The organism is Marinobacter albus, assembly GCF_030238305.1.
GTDB lineage: Bacteria > Pseudomonadota > Gammaproteobacteria > Pseudomonadales > Oleiphilaceae > Marinobacter > Marinobacter albus.
In genome coordinates this window covers 161,293-173,389 of sequence record NZ_JASSQD010000004.1, presented here as the reverse complement: position 1 = coordinate 173,389, position 12,097 = coordinate 161,293, and the positions used below count along the sequence as shown (strand labels likewise).

Genomic DNA, 12,097 nt, shown 5'->3' with positions numbered 1-12,097 from the left:
CAGGAAGAGGTGTAACCGTGTCTAAAGAAAAATTTGACCGTAGTAAACCGCATTTGAACGTAGGCACCATTGGTCACGTTGACCATGGTAAGACCACTCTGACCGCCGCCCTGACTCGTGTGTGTCACGAAGTCTGGGGTACTGGTTCTGCCAGTGCATTCGATCAGATCGATAACGCACCGGAAGAGAAGGCGCGTGGTATCACCATCGCGACTTCCCACGTTGAATACGATTCTCCGAATCGTCACTACGCCCACGTCGACTGCCCGGGCCACGCTGACTATGTGAAGAACATGATCACTGGTGCGGCGCAGATGGACGGCGCGATCCTGGTGTGTTCTGCAGCTGACGGCCCCATGCCGCAGACTCGTGAGCACATCCTGCTGTCCCGTCAGGTTGGCGTACCGTTCATTGTCGTGTTCCTGAACAAGGCCGACATGGTAGACGACGAAGAGTTGCTCGAGCTGGTTGAGATGGAAGTTCGTGATCTGCTGAGCCAGTACGACTTCCCGGGCGACGACACGCCGATCATTACCGGTTCTGCGCTGATGGCGCTGGAAGGTAAGGACGACAACGAGATGGGTACTACCGCTGTCAAGAAGCTGGTAGAAGCCCTGGACGAGTACATCCCGGAGCCGGAGCGTGCGATTGATCAGCCGTTCCTGATGCCGATCGAGGACGTATTCTCCATCTCTGGTCGTGGTACCGTTGTGACCGGTCGTGTTGAGCGTGGCATCATCAAGGTTGGCGATGAAGTGGAAATCGTTGGTATCAAGGATACCGTGAAGACCACTTGTACCGGTGTTGAGATGTTCCGCAAGCTGCTGGACGAAGGTCGTGCCGGTGAGAACGTTGGTGTTCTGCTGCGTGGTACCAAGCGTGACGACGTTGAGCGTGGTCAGGTTCTGTGTGTGCCAGGCTCGATCAAGCCGCATACCAAGTTCGAGTGCGAAGTGTACGTATTGAGCAAAGAAGAAGGCGGTCGTCATACTCCGTTCTTCAAGGGCTATCGTCCGCAGTTCTACTTCCGTACCACCGACGTCACAGGTTCCTGTGAGCTGCCGGAAGGTGTGGAGATGGTTATGCCGGGTGACAACGTCAAGATGAGTGTTACCCTGATCGCTCCGATCGCCATGGAAGATGGTCTGCGCTTCGCGATTCGCGAAGGTGGCCGTACCGTTGGTGCCGGCGTGGTCGCCAAGATCATCGAGTAATTCGCTCGTTTGATCAGGAAAAAGGGGCTGAAAGTTCAGCCCCTTTTTCTGTTTCAGTCGCAAAGCCTGTGCCCGACCCGGTCAAACAGCCTAGCTGTTGACAGGGTTGGGTATTATGCATACAATGCGGCTCCTTTTTTTGAAGGTCGGCTAACTAGTTAGTAGCTGCTACGAGTGGAGTTTGGTGCATCATGCAAAGCCAAAAAATTCGAATCCGGTTGAAGGCGTTTGATTATCGCCTGATCGACCAGTCCACGCAGGAGATCGTCGATACCGCAAAGCGGACCGGCGCTCAGGTGCGTGGGCCAATCCCTCTGCCGACGCGGAAGGAAAAGTACACCATTCTGATCTCCCCGCACGTCAACAAGGACGCGCGCGATCAGTATGAAATTCGTACGCATAAGCGTTTGCTCGACATTGTTGAGCCGACGGAAAAGACAGTAGATGCTTTGATGAAGTTGGACCTGGCTGCAGGTGTAGACGTTCAGATCAGCCTCGGCTAATACCGCCCGGTATTAGTCTGTGTAACTGTCATAAGGCCATAGAGGGTGAGAGCCCCGTACACTTAAGAGGTGAAACATGGCAATTGGTGTTGTCGGTCGTAAGGCCGGTATGACCCGTATTTTTACGGAAGATGGGCAGGCGCTGCCCGTAACGGTAATCGAGGTTGAGCCCAACCGGATTACCCAAATCAAGACTCTTGAAAACGATGGCTATCGTGCCGTTCAGGTTACTGTAGGCACTCGTCGTTCCTCCCGTGTAACCAAGAGTGAAGCAGGCCATTTTGCCAAGGCGGGCGTTGAAGCCGGTCGTGGTATGTGGGAGTTCCGTTTGGCTGAAGGCGAAGGTGAAGACCTTGCAGCCGGTGGCGAGATTACTGCTTCCGTCTTTGAAGATGGCCAGGTTGTTGATGCTGTTGGTCAGTCCAAAGGTAAGGGTTTTCAGGGCGGCGTGAAGCGTTGGAATTTTTCCATGCAGGACGCTACCCACGGTAACTCCCTCTCTCACCGTGCTCCGGGTTCCATTGGTCAGAACCAGACTCCGGGTAAGGTATTCAAGGGCAAAAAGATGGCGGGCCAGATGGGTAATGCACAGGTCACCGTGCAGAACCTGAAAATTGTCCGTGTCGACGCCGAGCGCAACCTGCTGCTGGTGAGTGGTGCCGTACCCGGCGCAACTGGCGGCGATGTTGTCATCAAGCCTGCAGTTAAAGCCTGAGGAGCGGTGCGATGGAATTGACTATTACAGGTAGCGGCAAGGGGATTTCTGTTTCCGACGCCGCATTCGCCAAAGATTTTAACGAGTCGCTGGTTCACCAGGTGGTTACTGCTTATATGGCAGCGGGCCGTCAGGGCACCAAGGCTCAGAAGACGCGTTCCGAAGTCAGCGGTGGCGGTAAGAAGCCCTGGCGTCAGAAGGGCACTGGTCGTGCCCGTGCGGGTACCATTCGTAGCCCGATCTGGCGTTCAGGTGGTGTCACTTTTGCGGCCAAACCTCGTGGTTTTGAGCAAAAGGTTAACCGCAAAATGTACCGCGCAGCGATGCGCTCCATTTTTTCCGAGCTGGTTCGCCAAGAGCGTCTCGTGGTTGTTGATGACATGAATGTCGACAGCCCCAAGACCAAGGCATTCAATGCCAAGCTGAAGGACATCGGTGTGAGCAATGCACTGATTCTGTCAGACAGTGTTGAGCAGAACCTGCATCTGGCGTCCCGCAACATCCCACACGTCGATGTGCGCGATATTGCCGGCCTGGACCCGGTCAGCCTGGTTGCCTACGAGAATGTTGTGGTGACTGTGCCCGCTCTGAAGAAGATCGAGGAGATGCTGGGATGAATCAGGAACGTATTTACAAGGTCCTGCTTGGACCACACGTATCTGAAAAAGCATCTCTGGTGGCCGAGCATGGCCAGGTTGTGTTCCGGGTCGCCCCGGATGCCACCAAGCCGGAGATCAAGAAAGCCGTTGAACAGCTGTTCAACGTCACCGTAGAAGGTGTTCAGGTTCTGAACCGTAAGGGTAAGCTCAAGCGCACTATCCGCGGGTTCGGCAAGCGTAATGACATTCGTAAGGCTTACGTAAAGCTGGCAGAAGGTCAGGACATCGATTTTCTGGATGTGGAATAAGGTAAAGGGGTCGTAATATGCCGATCGTCAAAACCAAACCAACATCTGCCGGACGCCGTCACGTTGTAAAGCTTTACAACCCGGATCTGCACACTGGGCGCCCCTACGAGCCGTTGGTAGAAAGAAAGAACAAGACGGGTGGTCGTAATAATGCAGGCCGCATTACTACTCGTCACACTGGTGGTGGTCATAAAAAACACTACCGCGTTATTGATTTTAAGCGGACCAAAGATGGTATCCCGGCGGTCATTGAGCGCCTGGAATACGATCCTAACCGCTCCGCGCACATCGCGCTGGTTAAGTATGCCGATGGCGAGCGTCGTTACATTATCGCTCCCAAAGGTATGCAAATCGGTGATCCTGTGCGCTCCGGTATCGACGCGCCAATCAAAGTGGGCAGCACGCTGCCGCTCCGGAATATTCCGGTCGGTTCCGTGATCCACTGCGTCGAACTCAAGCCTGGCAAAGGTGCTCAGCTGGCTCGCTCTGCGGGCGCATCCGTACAGCTGGTAGCGCGTGAAGGTGCATATGCCACCATCCGCCTGCGCTCAGGTGAAATGCGTAAGGTGCTTGTAGATTGCCGTGCAACGCTGGGTGAAGTATCCAACAGCGAGCACAGCCTCAAGCAGCTTGGTAAAGCGGGTGCATCACGTTGGCGCGGCAAACGGCCAACAGTACGTGGTGTTGCTATGAACCCAGTTGACCACCCACATGGTGGTGGTGAAGGGCGTACCTCTGGCGGGCGTCACCCGGTTACTCCGTGGGGTGTTCCGACCAAAGGGCATAAGACTCGTAAGAACAAGCGTACTGACAAAATGATAGTACGTCGTCGTTCGGCCAAGTAAACGACTACATAGAGGTAATTGCTGTGCCACGTTCTTTGAAGAAAGGTCCTTTTATAGACCTGCATCTGTTGAAGAAGGTCGAGGCAGCTCTGGAAGCTAACGACAAGCGGCCGATCAAAACCTGGTCCCGCCGGTCGACAGTCTTCCCAGAGATGGTAGGCCTGACCATTGCAGTCCACAACGGCAAGCAGCACGTGCCGGTTTATGTCACCGAAGATATGGTTGGACATAAGCTGGGTGAGTTCGCGGCAACGCGTACTTATCGTGGTCATGCGGCCGACAAGAAAGCTAAACGCTGATTGTGAGGGAATAGAAATGGAAGTAGCAGCCAAGTATAAGGGCGCTAACCTCTCAGCTCAGAAAGCACGTCTTGTCGCTGACCAAGTACGCGGCAAGGCTGTTGAGGATGCCCTGAACATTCTGACTTTTAGCCCAAAGAAGGCGGCGGTCGTGCTCAAGAAAGCTCTTGAGTCCGCCATCGCCAACGCTGAGCACAATGAAGGTCTGGACGTTGACGAACTGCGGGTTTCCACCGTGATGGTGGATGAGGGTCCGACGCTCAAGCGAATCAAAGCTCGAGCCAAGGGGCGCGCTGATCGGATTTTCAAGCGCACCTGCCATATCACCGTCAAGGTCGCCGACAAGTAGGAGATGCTCAGATGGGTCATAAAGTAAATCCAACCGGCATTCGCCTGGGTGTGATCAAAGAGCACAACTCAGTCTGGTATGCCGACAAGAAGGAATACTCACAAAACCTGCTGAACGATATTCAGGTTCGTGAGTTTCTGGACAAGCGTCTGGTGAAGGCGTCTGTCAGCAAGATTGTGATCGAGCGCCCTGCTCAGAACGCCCGTATCACGATCCATACTGCCCGTCCCGGTATTGTTATCGGTAAGAAGGGTGAAGATGTTGATCGTCTGCGTCGTGAAGTCGGCGACATGATGGGTGTGCCTGTGCACATCAACATCGAAGAAGTCCGCAAACCGGACCTGGATGCCCGCCTGGTAGCGCAAAACGTTGCCGGCCAGCTGGAGCGTCGTGTGATGTTCCGTCGCGCCATGAAGCGCGCGGTTCAGAATGCCATGCGTCAAGGCGCCAAGGGTATCAAGATCCAGGTAGGCGGTCGTCTCGGGGGTGCTGAAATTGCGCGTTCCGAGTGGTATCGCGAAGGTCGTGTACCTCTGCACACGCTGCGTGCAGATATTGATTACGCAACCTACGAAGCGCATACCACTTACGGCGTAATCGGCGTCAAGGTATGGATCTTCAAAGGTGAGATTCTTGGTGGTATGGAGCAGGTCCGTGCTGACAAGAAAGCCTCTGGGAAGAAAGGTTCTAAGTAAAGGGGCACTCTTATGCTGCAACCAAAACGCACCAAATTCCGCAAGGTAATGAAAGGCCGTAACACCGGTCTTGCTCACCGCGCCAACAAGGTGAGCTTCGGTGAATACGGATTGAAGGCGACCAGTCGGGGGCGTATAACTGCGCGCCAGATTGAGGCGGCACGTCGTACTATGACTCGCCGCATCAAGCGGGGCGGAAAGATCTGGATCCGGATTTTCCCGGACAAACCTATCTCCAGCAAGCCGCTTGAAGTTCGAATGGGTAAAGGTAAAGGTTCTGTCGAGTATTGGGTGGCTGAAATTCAGCCAGGCCGCATGCTCTACGAGATGGAAGGCGTTGCTGAAGACGTAGCACGCGACGCGTTCACACTCGCTGCGGCCAAACTGCCGGTACAGACCACCTTTGTAACGAGGACGGTGATGTGATGAAAGCAACAGAGCTGCGTGATAAGTCAGTCGAGGAGCTGAACAAAGAGCTGATCGACCTCCTGAAGGAGCAGTTCAACCTGCGCATGCGTAAGGCGACAGGTCAGCTGAATCAGTCTCACCTTCTCGGCAAGGTGAAGCGCGAGATCGCTCGCGTGAAAACAGTATTGAACGAAAAGGCAGGACAGTGACATGACCGAAGCTACCCAAACTGCCAGAACTCTGAGCGGCAAGGTCGTGAGCAACAAGATGGAGAAATCCATCGTCGTTCTGGTCGAGCGTCAGGTGAAGCATCCTCTGTACGGTAAGTACATGAAGCGCTCTACCAAGATCCATGCTCACGATGAGAGCAATCAGTGCAACGTCGGTGACACTGTGACCATTCAGGAAACCCGTCCGGTCTCAAAGACCAAGAGCTGGGCCCTGGTGGAAGTGACCGAACGTGCATCTAAGGTGTAATTCGCCCGGAGAACAACCATGATTCAGACTCAAACAATGCTTGAAGTCGCGGATAACAGCGGTGCGCGTCAGGTGATGTGCATCAAGGTCCTGGGCGGTTCACATCGGCGTTATGCCAGCGTAGGGGATATCATCAAGGTGACCGTCAAGGAAGCCATCCCCCGCGGTAAAGTGAAGAAAGGCCAGGTCCTGAAAGCTGTCGTGGTACGCACTCGCAAGGGTGTTCGCCGTCCCGACGGTTCGCTGATCCGTTTCGACGGAAATGCGGCAGTACTTCTGAACAATCAGGACGCTCCTATTGGTACCCGTATCTTCGGACCGGTTACCCGTGAACTGCGTAATGAGAAGTTCATGAAAATTATCTCACTGGCACCCGAAGTACTTTAAAGGACCAGAGGCCGGTTATGAAAAAGATCAAACGAGATGACGAAGTAATCGTCACCACGGGGAAAGATAAAGGCAAACGTGGTAAAGTCCTGAAGGTTCAGGACGATGGCCGTATGGTTGTTTCTGGGATCAACATGATCAAGAAGCACACCAAGCCGAACCCGATGCTGGGCACCCCAGGTGGCATCGTCGAAAAAGAAGCACCTATCCAGGCTTCCAACGTGGCTATTTTTAATCCGCAGACCGGCAAGGCCGATCGTGTAGGCTTCCAGATTAAGGAAGACGGCGCGAAAGTGCGGATCTTCAAGTCCACGAACGAAGCTGTCGATAACCAGTAAGCGGTGGTGGTTACGATGCTTAACATGAAAGAGCAGTACAGTAAGGAAGTGGTACCCGCCCTGCAGAAAGAGTTCGGCTACAAGAACGTTATGCAGGTGCCGCGTATCGAAAAGATCACCCTTAACATGGGTGTCGGCGAAGCGGTTGGTGACAAGAAACTGATTGAAAATGCCGTGGCGGATCTCGAGCGCCTGGCAGGTCAGAAAGTTGTGGTCACCAAGGCACGTAAATCCGTTGCGGGTTTCAAAATCCGTGAAGGTTGGCCGATCGGTTGCAAGGTTACCCTGCGCGGCGAGCGTATGTGGGACTTTTTTGATCGCCTGGTTCACATTGCGGTTCCTCGCATTCGTGACTTCCGTGGTCTGAATCCCAAGTCGTTCGACGGTCGTGGTAACTACAGCATGGGCGTGCGTGAGCAGATCATTTTCCCTGAGATCGAGTACGACAAAGTCGACAAGATCCGTGGTCTGGACATCACCATTACCACCACTGCCGGTACCGACGATGAAGGTCGCGAACTGCTGAAAGCTTTCGGCTTTCCGTTCAAGAGATAAAGGAACGAGTGTAATGGCTAAGGTTTCCATGAAGAACCGTGAGCTCAAGCGCGAAAAGACCGTTGCGAAGTTTGCAGCGAAGCGTGCGGAGCTCAAGGCGATTATCAAGAACCCCAATACCAGCGATGATGACCGTTGGGATGCGCAGATGAAGCTTCAACAGCTTCCTCGTGACGCAAGCCCGTCGCGTCTTCGTAATCGTTGCCAGGTGACTGGTCGTCCCCATGGCGTTCTGCGCAAGTTCGAGCTTTCACGGATTAAACTCCGTGAATACGGCATGCGCGGTGACGTTCCGGGCCTGACCAAGGCAAGCTGGTAAGATAGGCACCCGAACTTCGGTCGGGTGCCTGTTGGTAAGCGGTGCGGCACGCCGCTGCACAACTAAAAAGATCAGGAGCCTCATACCAATGAGTATGCAAGACACGCTTGCGGATATGTTTACTCGTATCCGTAATGCACAGATGGCGTCTAAGACAGATGTTACGATGCCGTCTTCAAAGATGAAGATCTCCGTGGCCCAAGTCCTCAAGGACGAAGGTTACGTTGAGGAATTTTCCGTTTCAGCCGACGCGAAACCCGAGCTGACGATCACTCTGAAATATTTCGGTGGTAAGCCGGTTATTGAAGAGATCAAGCGGGTCAGCCGTCCGAGTCTGCGCCAGTACAAAGGCGCTGGGGAACTGCCGAAAGTATCCGGTGGTCTGGGAGTCGCGATTGTCTCAACGTCCAAGGGCGTTATGACAGACCGCGCCGCACGAGCTGCTGGCGTGGGTGGCGAAGTCATCTGCACCGTATTCTAGGAGATACACATGTCCAGGGTTGCCAATAATCCTGTCGTGCTGCCTTCCGGTGTTGAGGTTAAGCTGAACGGACAGGAAATTAGTGTGAAGGGTTCCAAGGGAGCGCTTCAGTTCACCATTCACCAGGCGGTCGAAGTGACGCAGGAAGAAAATGTTCTGCGTTTCATTGCTCGCGATGGTGCTACAAAGTCCCGCGCTCTTGCTGGTACTACTCGTGCATTGGTCAACAATATGGTGACCGGTGTATCCACAGGCTTTGAGCGTAAGCTCCAGCTGACGGGCGTAGGTTACCGTGCCCAGGCGCAAGGTAAGAAGCTCAATCTGACACTGGGGTTTTCTCACCCGGTCGAGTATGAGCTGCCCGAGGGGATTACCGCAGAAACTCCGTCCAATACGGAAGTTGTGATTCGCGGTATCGACAAGCAACAGGTTGGCCAGGTCGCTGCTGATGTCCGCGCGTTCCGTCCGCCCGAGCCTTACAAGGGCAAAGGTGTTCGTTATGCGGATGAGCAGGTCAGACGCAAAGAAGCCAAGAAGAAATAAGGCGGGACTATGAGCGCGAATAACGAAAGATTGCGTCGCGCACGCAAAGTGCGCATGAAGATCCGTGAACTGGGTACCAATCGTCTGTGTGTTCATCGCACACCGCGTCACATGTACGCCCAGGTCACGACTGCAGATGGCAGCAAGGTTATTGCCACTGCCTCCACGTTGGATAAGGAACTGCGCCAGGGTGCAACCGGTAACGTGGACGCTGCCAAAAAGGTCGGTCAGCTGATTGCTGAACGCGCCAAGGCAGCAGGAGTTGAGCAGGTTGCTTTTGACCGCTCCGGTTACCGTTATCACGGCCGCATTCAGGCTCTGGCCGACGCAGCCCGTGAAGCTGGCTTGCAATTCTAAGAGGTGGAGAAGATGAGCGTTAACGAACAGAAGGCGCCTGAGCTCCAGGAGAAGCTGGTTCAGGTCAATCGTGTCGCCAAGGTTGTAAAGGGTGGCCGTATTTTCGCCTTCACCGCACTGACTGTAGTGGGTGATGGTAAAGGTCGCGTTGGTTTTGGTCGTGGTAAGGCGCGTGAAGTGCCGGTCGCCATTCAGAAGGCCATGGAAGCTGCGCGCAAGAACATGGTCGACGTACCGCTGGACGGCACCACTCTTCAGTACCCGGTGAAGGCTCAGCATGGCGGCTCCAAGGTCTACATGCAGCCGGCCTCCGAAGGTACGGGTATCATCGCCGGTGGCGCGATGCGCGCCGTCCTGGAGGTGGCAGGTGTTCAGAACGTACTGTCCAAGTGTTACGGGTCTACCAACCCGGTGAACGTGGTACGTTCCACCATCAAGGGTCTCCAGGCAACACAAGCGCCTGAAGATATTGCAGCCAAGCGCGGTAAGACCGTGGAAGAGATTCTGGGTTGAAGTCATGGCGAACGCAAAAACGATCAAAGTAACTCTGACCCGCAGCCCTATCGGCTGTCAGCCCAAGCACAAATTGTGCGTCAAGGGCCTGGGTCTTCGTAAAATCGGTCATACCGTGGAAGTGGAGGATACTCCTTCCATTCGCGGCATGATCAACCGGGTGGATTACCTGGTTCGGGTTGAGGAGAACTAAGATGCGTCTGAACGAACTTAGTCCGGAACCCGGTTCACGCCAAGCTCCGAAGCGGGTTGGTCGTGGTATCGGTAGCGGTCTCGGTAAAACCGGCGGTCGCGGTCACAAGGGTCTGAAAGCCCGGTCTGGCGGCAGTGTGGCTCCCGGTTTCGAGGGTGGTCAGCAGCCTCTGGCTCGTCGTCTGCCGAAGTTTGGTTTCACCTCTCGCCAGCAGCGCTACGTTGCTGAAATTCGCCTGAACGAACTGGCGAAGGTTGAAGGCGATGTGGTTGATCTCGAGGCCCTCAAAAAGGCAGATATCGTTCGCGAAGAAATTCGTGAAGCCAAGGTTATCCTGTCCGGCGAACTCAGCCGTGCGGTAACCGTTAAGGGCCTTCGGGTAACCAAAGGCGCACGCGAGGCAATTGCCGCCGCGGGTGGTAAAGTCGAAGACTAAGGCGAGTCGAGGACTAAATGGCCAAGACAGCATCATTGCCTGCGGGCGCGGGTAAAGGACTGGCGGAGCTGCGATCGCGGCTCTGGTTTGTCTTCCTGGCATTGTTGGTGTACCGGATTGGTGCCCATATTCCGGTGCCGGGGATCAACCCCGACCGTCTGGCGGCACTGTTCGAGCAGAATCAGGGCACGATCCTGAGTATGTTCAACATGTTTTCCGGTGGTGCGCTTGAGCGCATGAGTATCTTCGCTCTCGGTATCATGCCGTACATTTCGGCTTCGATTATCATGCAGCTCATGACTGCGGTCAGTCCGCAGCTTGAGCAGCTGAAGAAAGAAGGCGAAGCTGGTCGCCGAAAGATCAGTCAGTACACTCGGTATGGTACGGTTATCCTCGCCCTGGTTCAGGGCGCTGGTATTTCTGTCGGTTTGGCATCGCAAGGCGTCACCTTTAATGACAGCTTCAGCTTCCATTTCGTGGCGGTTGTTTCGTTTGTCAGCGGTGCGGTCTTCATGATGTGGCTGGGTGAGCAGATCACCGAGCGCGGCGTCGGTAACGGTATTTCCCTGCTGATTTTTGCGGGTATCGTGGCCGGCCTGCCAGGCGCTATTGGGCAGACTCTCGAGCAGGCCAGAAACGGTGAAATGAGCCTACTGGTCGTTCTTGGGATTGGTGTGTTGGCGGTTGCGGTAATTGGCTTTGTGGTCTTCATGGAGCGCGGTCAGCGTCGTCTGACCATCAATTACGCGAAACGTCAGCAGGGCCGCCGTGTGTTTGCACAGCAGTCCAGCCATCTGCCTCTGAAGGTTAATATGGCCGGGGTTATTCCGCCGATTTTCGCTTCTTCCATTCTTCTGTTCCCGGCGTCAATCGGGCAGTGGTTTGGTCAGGGCGAGGGCATGGAATGGCTCAGCGATGTTTCCCAGGCCCTGGCTCCGAGCCAGCCTTTGTACATTATTCTGTTTGCGGCGGCAGTGGTGTTTTTCTGCTTCTTCTATACAGCCCTGATGTACAATCCGAAGGAAGTTGCGGATAACCTCAAGCGCTCTGGCGCATTTATTCCGGGCATTCGTCCGGGTGATCAGACTGCCAAGTATATCGACGGCGTTCTGACTCGTCTGACGCTGTTCGGTGCAATGTACATTGCAGCAGTCTCCCTGTTCCCTCAGTTTCTGATGGTGGCCGGGAATGTTCCGTTCTATCTGGGCGGTACGTCACTGCTGATTGTTGTAGTCGTGGTGATGGATTTCATGGCGCAGGTACAGTCGCACCTGATGTCCCATCAGTATGAATCACTGATGAAGAAGTCCAATCTCAAGGGCTATGGTCGGAACGGCTAAGCCGTTCCCCTTGAAAACTGGAGTCGACAATGAAAGTACGCGCTTCGGTAAAGAAAATTTGCCGTAACTGCAAAGTAATTCGTCGCAATGGCTCAGTACGAGTCATTTGCTCGGAGCCTCGCCACAAGCAGCGTCAGGGTTAATCCTTACGGATTCAGCACTGACATTGTTGAGGGTACGATTTATAGCGCTTGACCTCAGCCGGGGTCAGGCGCTATTATTT

The 12,097-nt window shown here is 54.5% G+C and carries 24 protein-coding genes; all 24 read left to right on the top strand.

Annotation, left to right across the window (positions count from 1 at the left end; translation table 11 throughout):
• Positions 1-17: 17 nt before the first annotated feature.
• The 24 genes from tuf to rpmJ all read left to right on the top strand — a co-directional run bounded on the left by tuf (position 18) and on the right by rpmJ (position 12,017).
• Complete coding sequence (tuf, locus tag QQF73_RS18590) at positions 18-1,214, top strand: elongation factor Tu (protein ID WP_219868700.1); 1,197 nt, start codon at positions 18-20, stop codon at positions 1,212-1,214.
• Positions 1,215-1,405: 191 nt separating this feature from the next.
• Positions 1,406-1,717, top strand: a complete 312-nt coding sequence (gene rpsJ, locus QQF73_RS18585) for a 30S ribosomal protein S10 (RefSeq protein WP_077529290.1) — start codon at positions 1,406-1,408, stop codon at positions 1,715-1,717.
• Between the two features lie 76 nt (positions 1,718-1,793).
• Positions 1,794-2,432 (top strand): 50S ribosomal protein L3, encoded by a 639-nt coding sequence (gene rplC / locus QQF73_RS18580; protein WP_219868708.1) that lies wholly within the window; start codon positions 1,794-1,796, stop codon positions 2,430-2,432.
• Between the two features lie 11 nt (positions 2,433-2,443).
• Positions 2,444-3,049 (top strand): 50S ribosomal protein L4, encoded by a 606-nt coding sequence (rplD, locus tag QQF73_RS18575; protein WP_219868709.1) that lies wholly within the window; start codon positions 2,444-2,446, stop codon positions 3,047-3,049.
• A complete protein-coding gene (rplW, locus tag QQF73_RS18570) occupies positions 3,046-3,339 on the top strand; it encodes a 50S ribosomal protein L23 (RefSeq protein ID WP_041341428.1) in 294 nt (97 codons plus the stop codon). Before rplD ends, rplW begins: the two co-directional genes overlap by 4 nt.
• A gap of 17 nt (positions 3,340-3,356) precedes the next feature.
• Positions 3,357-4,184 carry a 50S ribosomal protein L2 gene (rplB, locus tag QQF73_RS18565; RefSeq protein WP_138441845.1) on the top strand — a complete coding sequence of 276 codons (828 nt, stop codon included), beginning with the start codon at positions 3,357-3,359 and terminating at the stop codon, positions 4,182-4,184.
• A gap of 23 nt (positions 4,185-4,207) precedes the next feature.
• Entirely contained in the window at positions 4,208-4,483 is a 276-nt protein-coding gene (rpsS, locus tag QQF73_RS18560) for a 30S ribosomal protein S19 (protein WP_007154011.1), read from the top strand.
• A 16-nt stretch (positions 4,484-4,499) separates the two neighbouring features.
• Positions 4,500-4,832 carry a 50S ribosomal protein L22 gene (gene rplV / locus QQF73_RS18555; RefSeq protein WP_041341430.1) on the top strand — a complete coding sequence of 111 codons (333 nt, stop codon included), beginning with the start codon at positions 4,500-4,502 and terminating at the stop codon, positions 4,830-4,832.
• Between the two features lie 11 nt (positions 4,833-4,843).
• Positions 4,844-5,527: a 30S ribosomal protein S3 gene (gene rpsC / locus QQF73_RS18550; protein ID WP_219868710.1), complete on the top strand. Its 684-nt coding sequence runs from the start codon at positions 4,844-4,846 to the stop codon at positions 5,525-5,527.
• A 12-nt stretch (positions 5,528-5,539) separates the two neighbouring features.
• Complete coding sequence (gene rplP, locus QQF73_RS18545) at positions 5,540-5,953, top strand: 50S ribosomal protein L16 (RefSeq protein ID WP_069185082.1); 414 nt, start codon at positions 5,540-5,542, stop codon at positions 5,951-5,953.
• On the top strand, positions 5,953-6,144 hold the full coding sequence (gene rpmC / locus QQF73_RS18540; RefSeq protein WP_219868711.1) for a 50S ribosomal protein L29: 192 nt from the start codon (positions 5,953-5,955) through the stop codon (positions 6,142-6,144). Before rplP ends, rpmC begins: the two co-directional genes overlap by 1 nt.
• A 1-nt stretch (position 6,145) precedes the next feature.
• The gene (gene rpsQ / locus QQF73_RS18535) at positions 6,146-6,412 is read left to right on the top strand and encodes a 30S ribosomal protein S17 (protein WP_012139774.1); all 267 of its coding nucleotides are present in this window, start codon (positions 6,146-6,148) and stop codon (positions 6,410-6,412) included.
• 18 nt (positions 6,413-6,430) lie between these two features.
• Positions 6,431-6,799 carry a 50S ribosomal protein L14 gene (gene rplN, locus QQF73_RS18530; RefSeq protein WP_007154005.1) on the top strand — a complete coding sequence of 123 codons (369 nt, stop codon included), beginning with the start codon at positions 6,431-6,433 and terminating at the stop codon, positions 6,797-6,799.
• Positions 6,800-6,816: 17 nt separating this feature from the next.
• Entirely contained in the window at positions 6,817-7,137 is a 321-nt protein-coding gene (rplX, locus tag QQF73_RS18525) for a 50S ribosomal protein L24 (protein WP_069185083.1), read from the top strand.
• Positions 7,138-7,152: 15 nt separating this feature from the next.
• Positions 7,153-7,692 carry a 50S ribosomal protein L5 gene (gene rplE, locus QQF73_RS18520; protein ID WP_218637436.1) on the top strand — a complete coding sequence of 180 codons (540 nt, stop codon included), beginning with the start codon at positions 7,153-7,155 and terminating at the stop codon, positions 7,690-7,692.
• Between the two features lie 13 nt (positions 7,693-7,705).
• Positions 7,706-8,011 carry a 30S ribosomal protein S14 gene (gene rpsN, locus QQF73_RS18515; RefSeq protein ID WP_008174884.1) on the top strand — a complete coding sequence of 102 codons (306 nt, stop codon included), beginning with the start codon at positions 7,706-7,708 and terminating at the stop codon, positions 8,009-8,011.
• Positions 8,012-8,099: 88 nt separating this feature from the next.
• Positions 8,100-8,492, top strand: coding sequence for a 30S ribosomal protein S8 (gene rpsH / locus QQF73_RS18510; RefSeq protein WP_218637437.1), 393 nt, complete (start codon positions 8,100-8,102; stop codon positions 8,490-8,492).
• A 9-nt stretch (positions 8,493-8,501) separates the two neighbouring features.
• Positions 8,502-9,035 (top strand): 50S ribosomal protein L6, encoded by a 534-nt coding sequence (gene rplF, locus QQF73_RS18505; protein ID WP_219868712.1) that lies wholly within the window; start codon positions 8,502-8,504, stop codon positions 9,033-9,035.
• 9 nt (positions 9,036-9,044) lie between these two features.
• A complete protein-coding gene (gene rplR / locus QQF73_RS18500; protein WP_218637439.1) occupies positions 9,045-9,392 on the top strand; it encodes a 50S ribosomal protein L18 in 348 nt (115 codons plus the stop codon).
• 12 nt (positions 9,393-9,404) lie between these two features.
• Entirely contained in the window at positions 9,405-9,905 is a 501-nt protein-coding gene (gene rpsE, locus QQF73_RS18495; protein WP_048497752.1) for a 30S ribosomal protein S5, read from the top strand.
• A 4-nt stretch (positions 9,906-9,909) separates the two neighbouring features.
• Entirely contained in the window at positions 9,910-10,098 is a 189-nt protein-coding gene (rpmD, locus tag QQF73_RS18490) for a 50S ribosomal protein L30 (protein ID WP_012139786.1), read from the top strand.
• Between the two features lies 1 nt (position 10,099).
• The gene (gene rplO, locus QQF73_RS18485; RefSeq protein WP_218637440.1) at positions 10,100-10,534 is read left to right on the top strand and encodes a 50S ribosomal protein L15; all 435 of its coding nucleotides are present in this window, start codon (positions 10,100-10,102) and stop codon (positions 10,532-10,534) included.
• Between the two features lie 17 nt (positions 10,535-10,551).
• A complete protein-coding gene (secY, locus tag QQF73_RS18480; protein ID WP_041341470.1) occupies positions 10,552-11,874 on the top strand; it encodes a preprotein translocase subunit SecY in 1,323 nt (440 codons plus the stop codon).
• A 29-nt stretch (positions 11,875-11,903) separates the two neighbouring features.
• Positions 11,904-12,017: a 50S ribosomal protein L36 gene (rpmJ, locus tag QQF73_RS18475; protein WP_008174902.1), complete on the top strand. Its 114-nt coding sequence runs from the start codon at positions 11,904-11,906 to the stop codon at positions 12,015-12,017.
• Positions 12,018-12,097 lie beyond the last annotated feature (80 nt).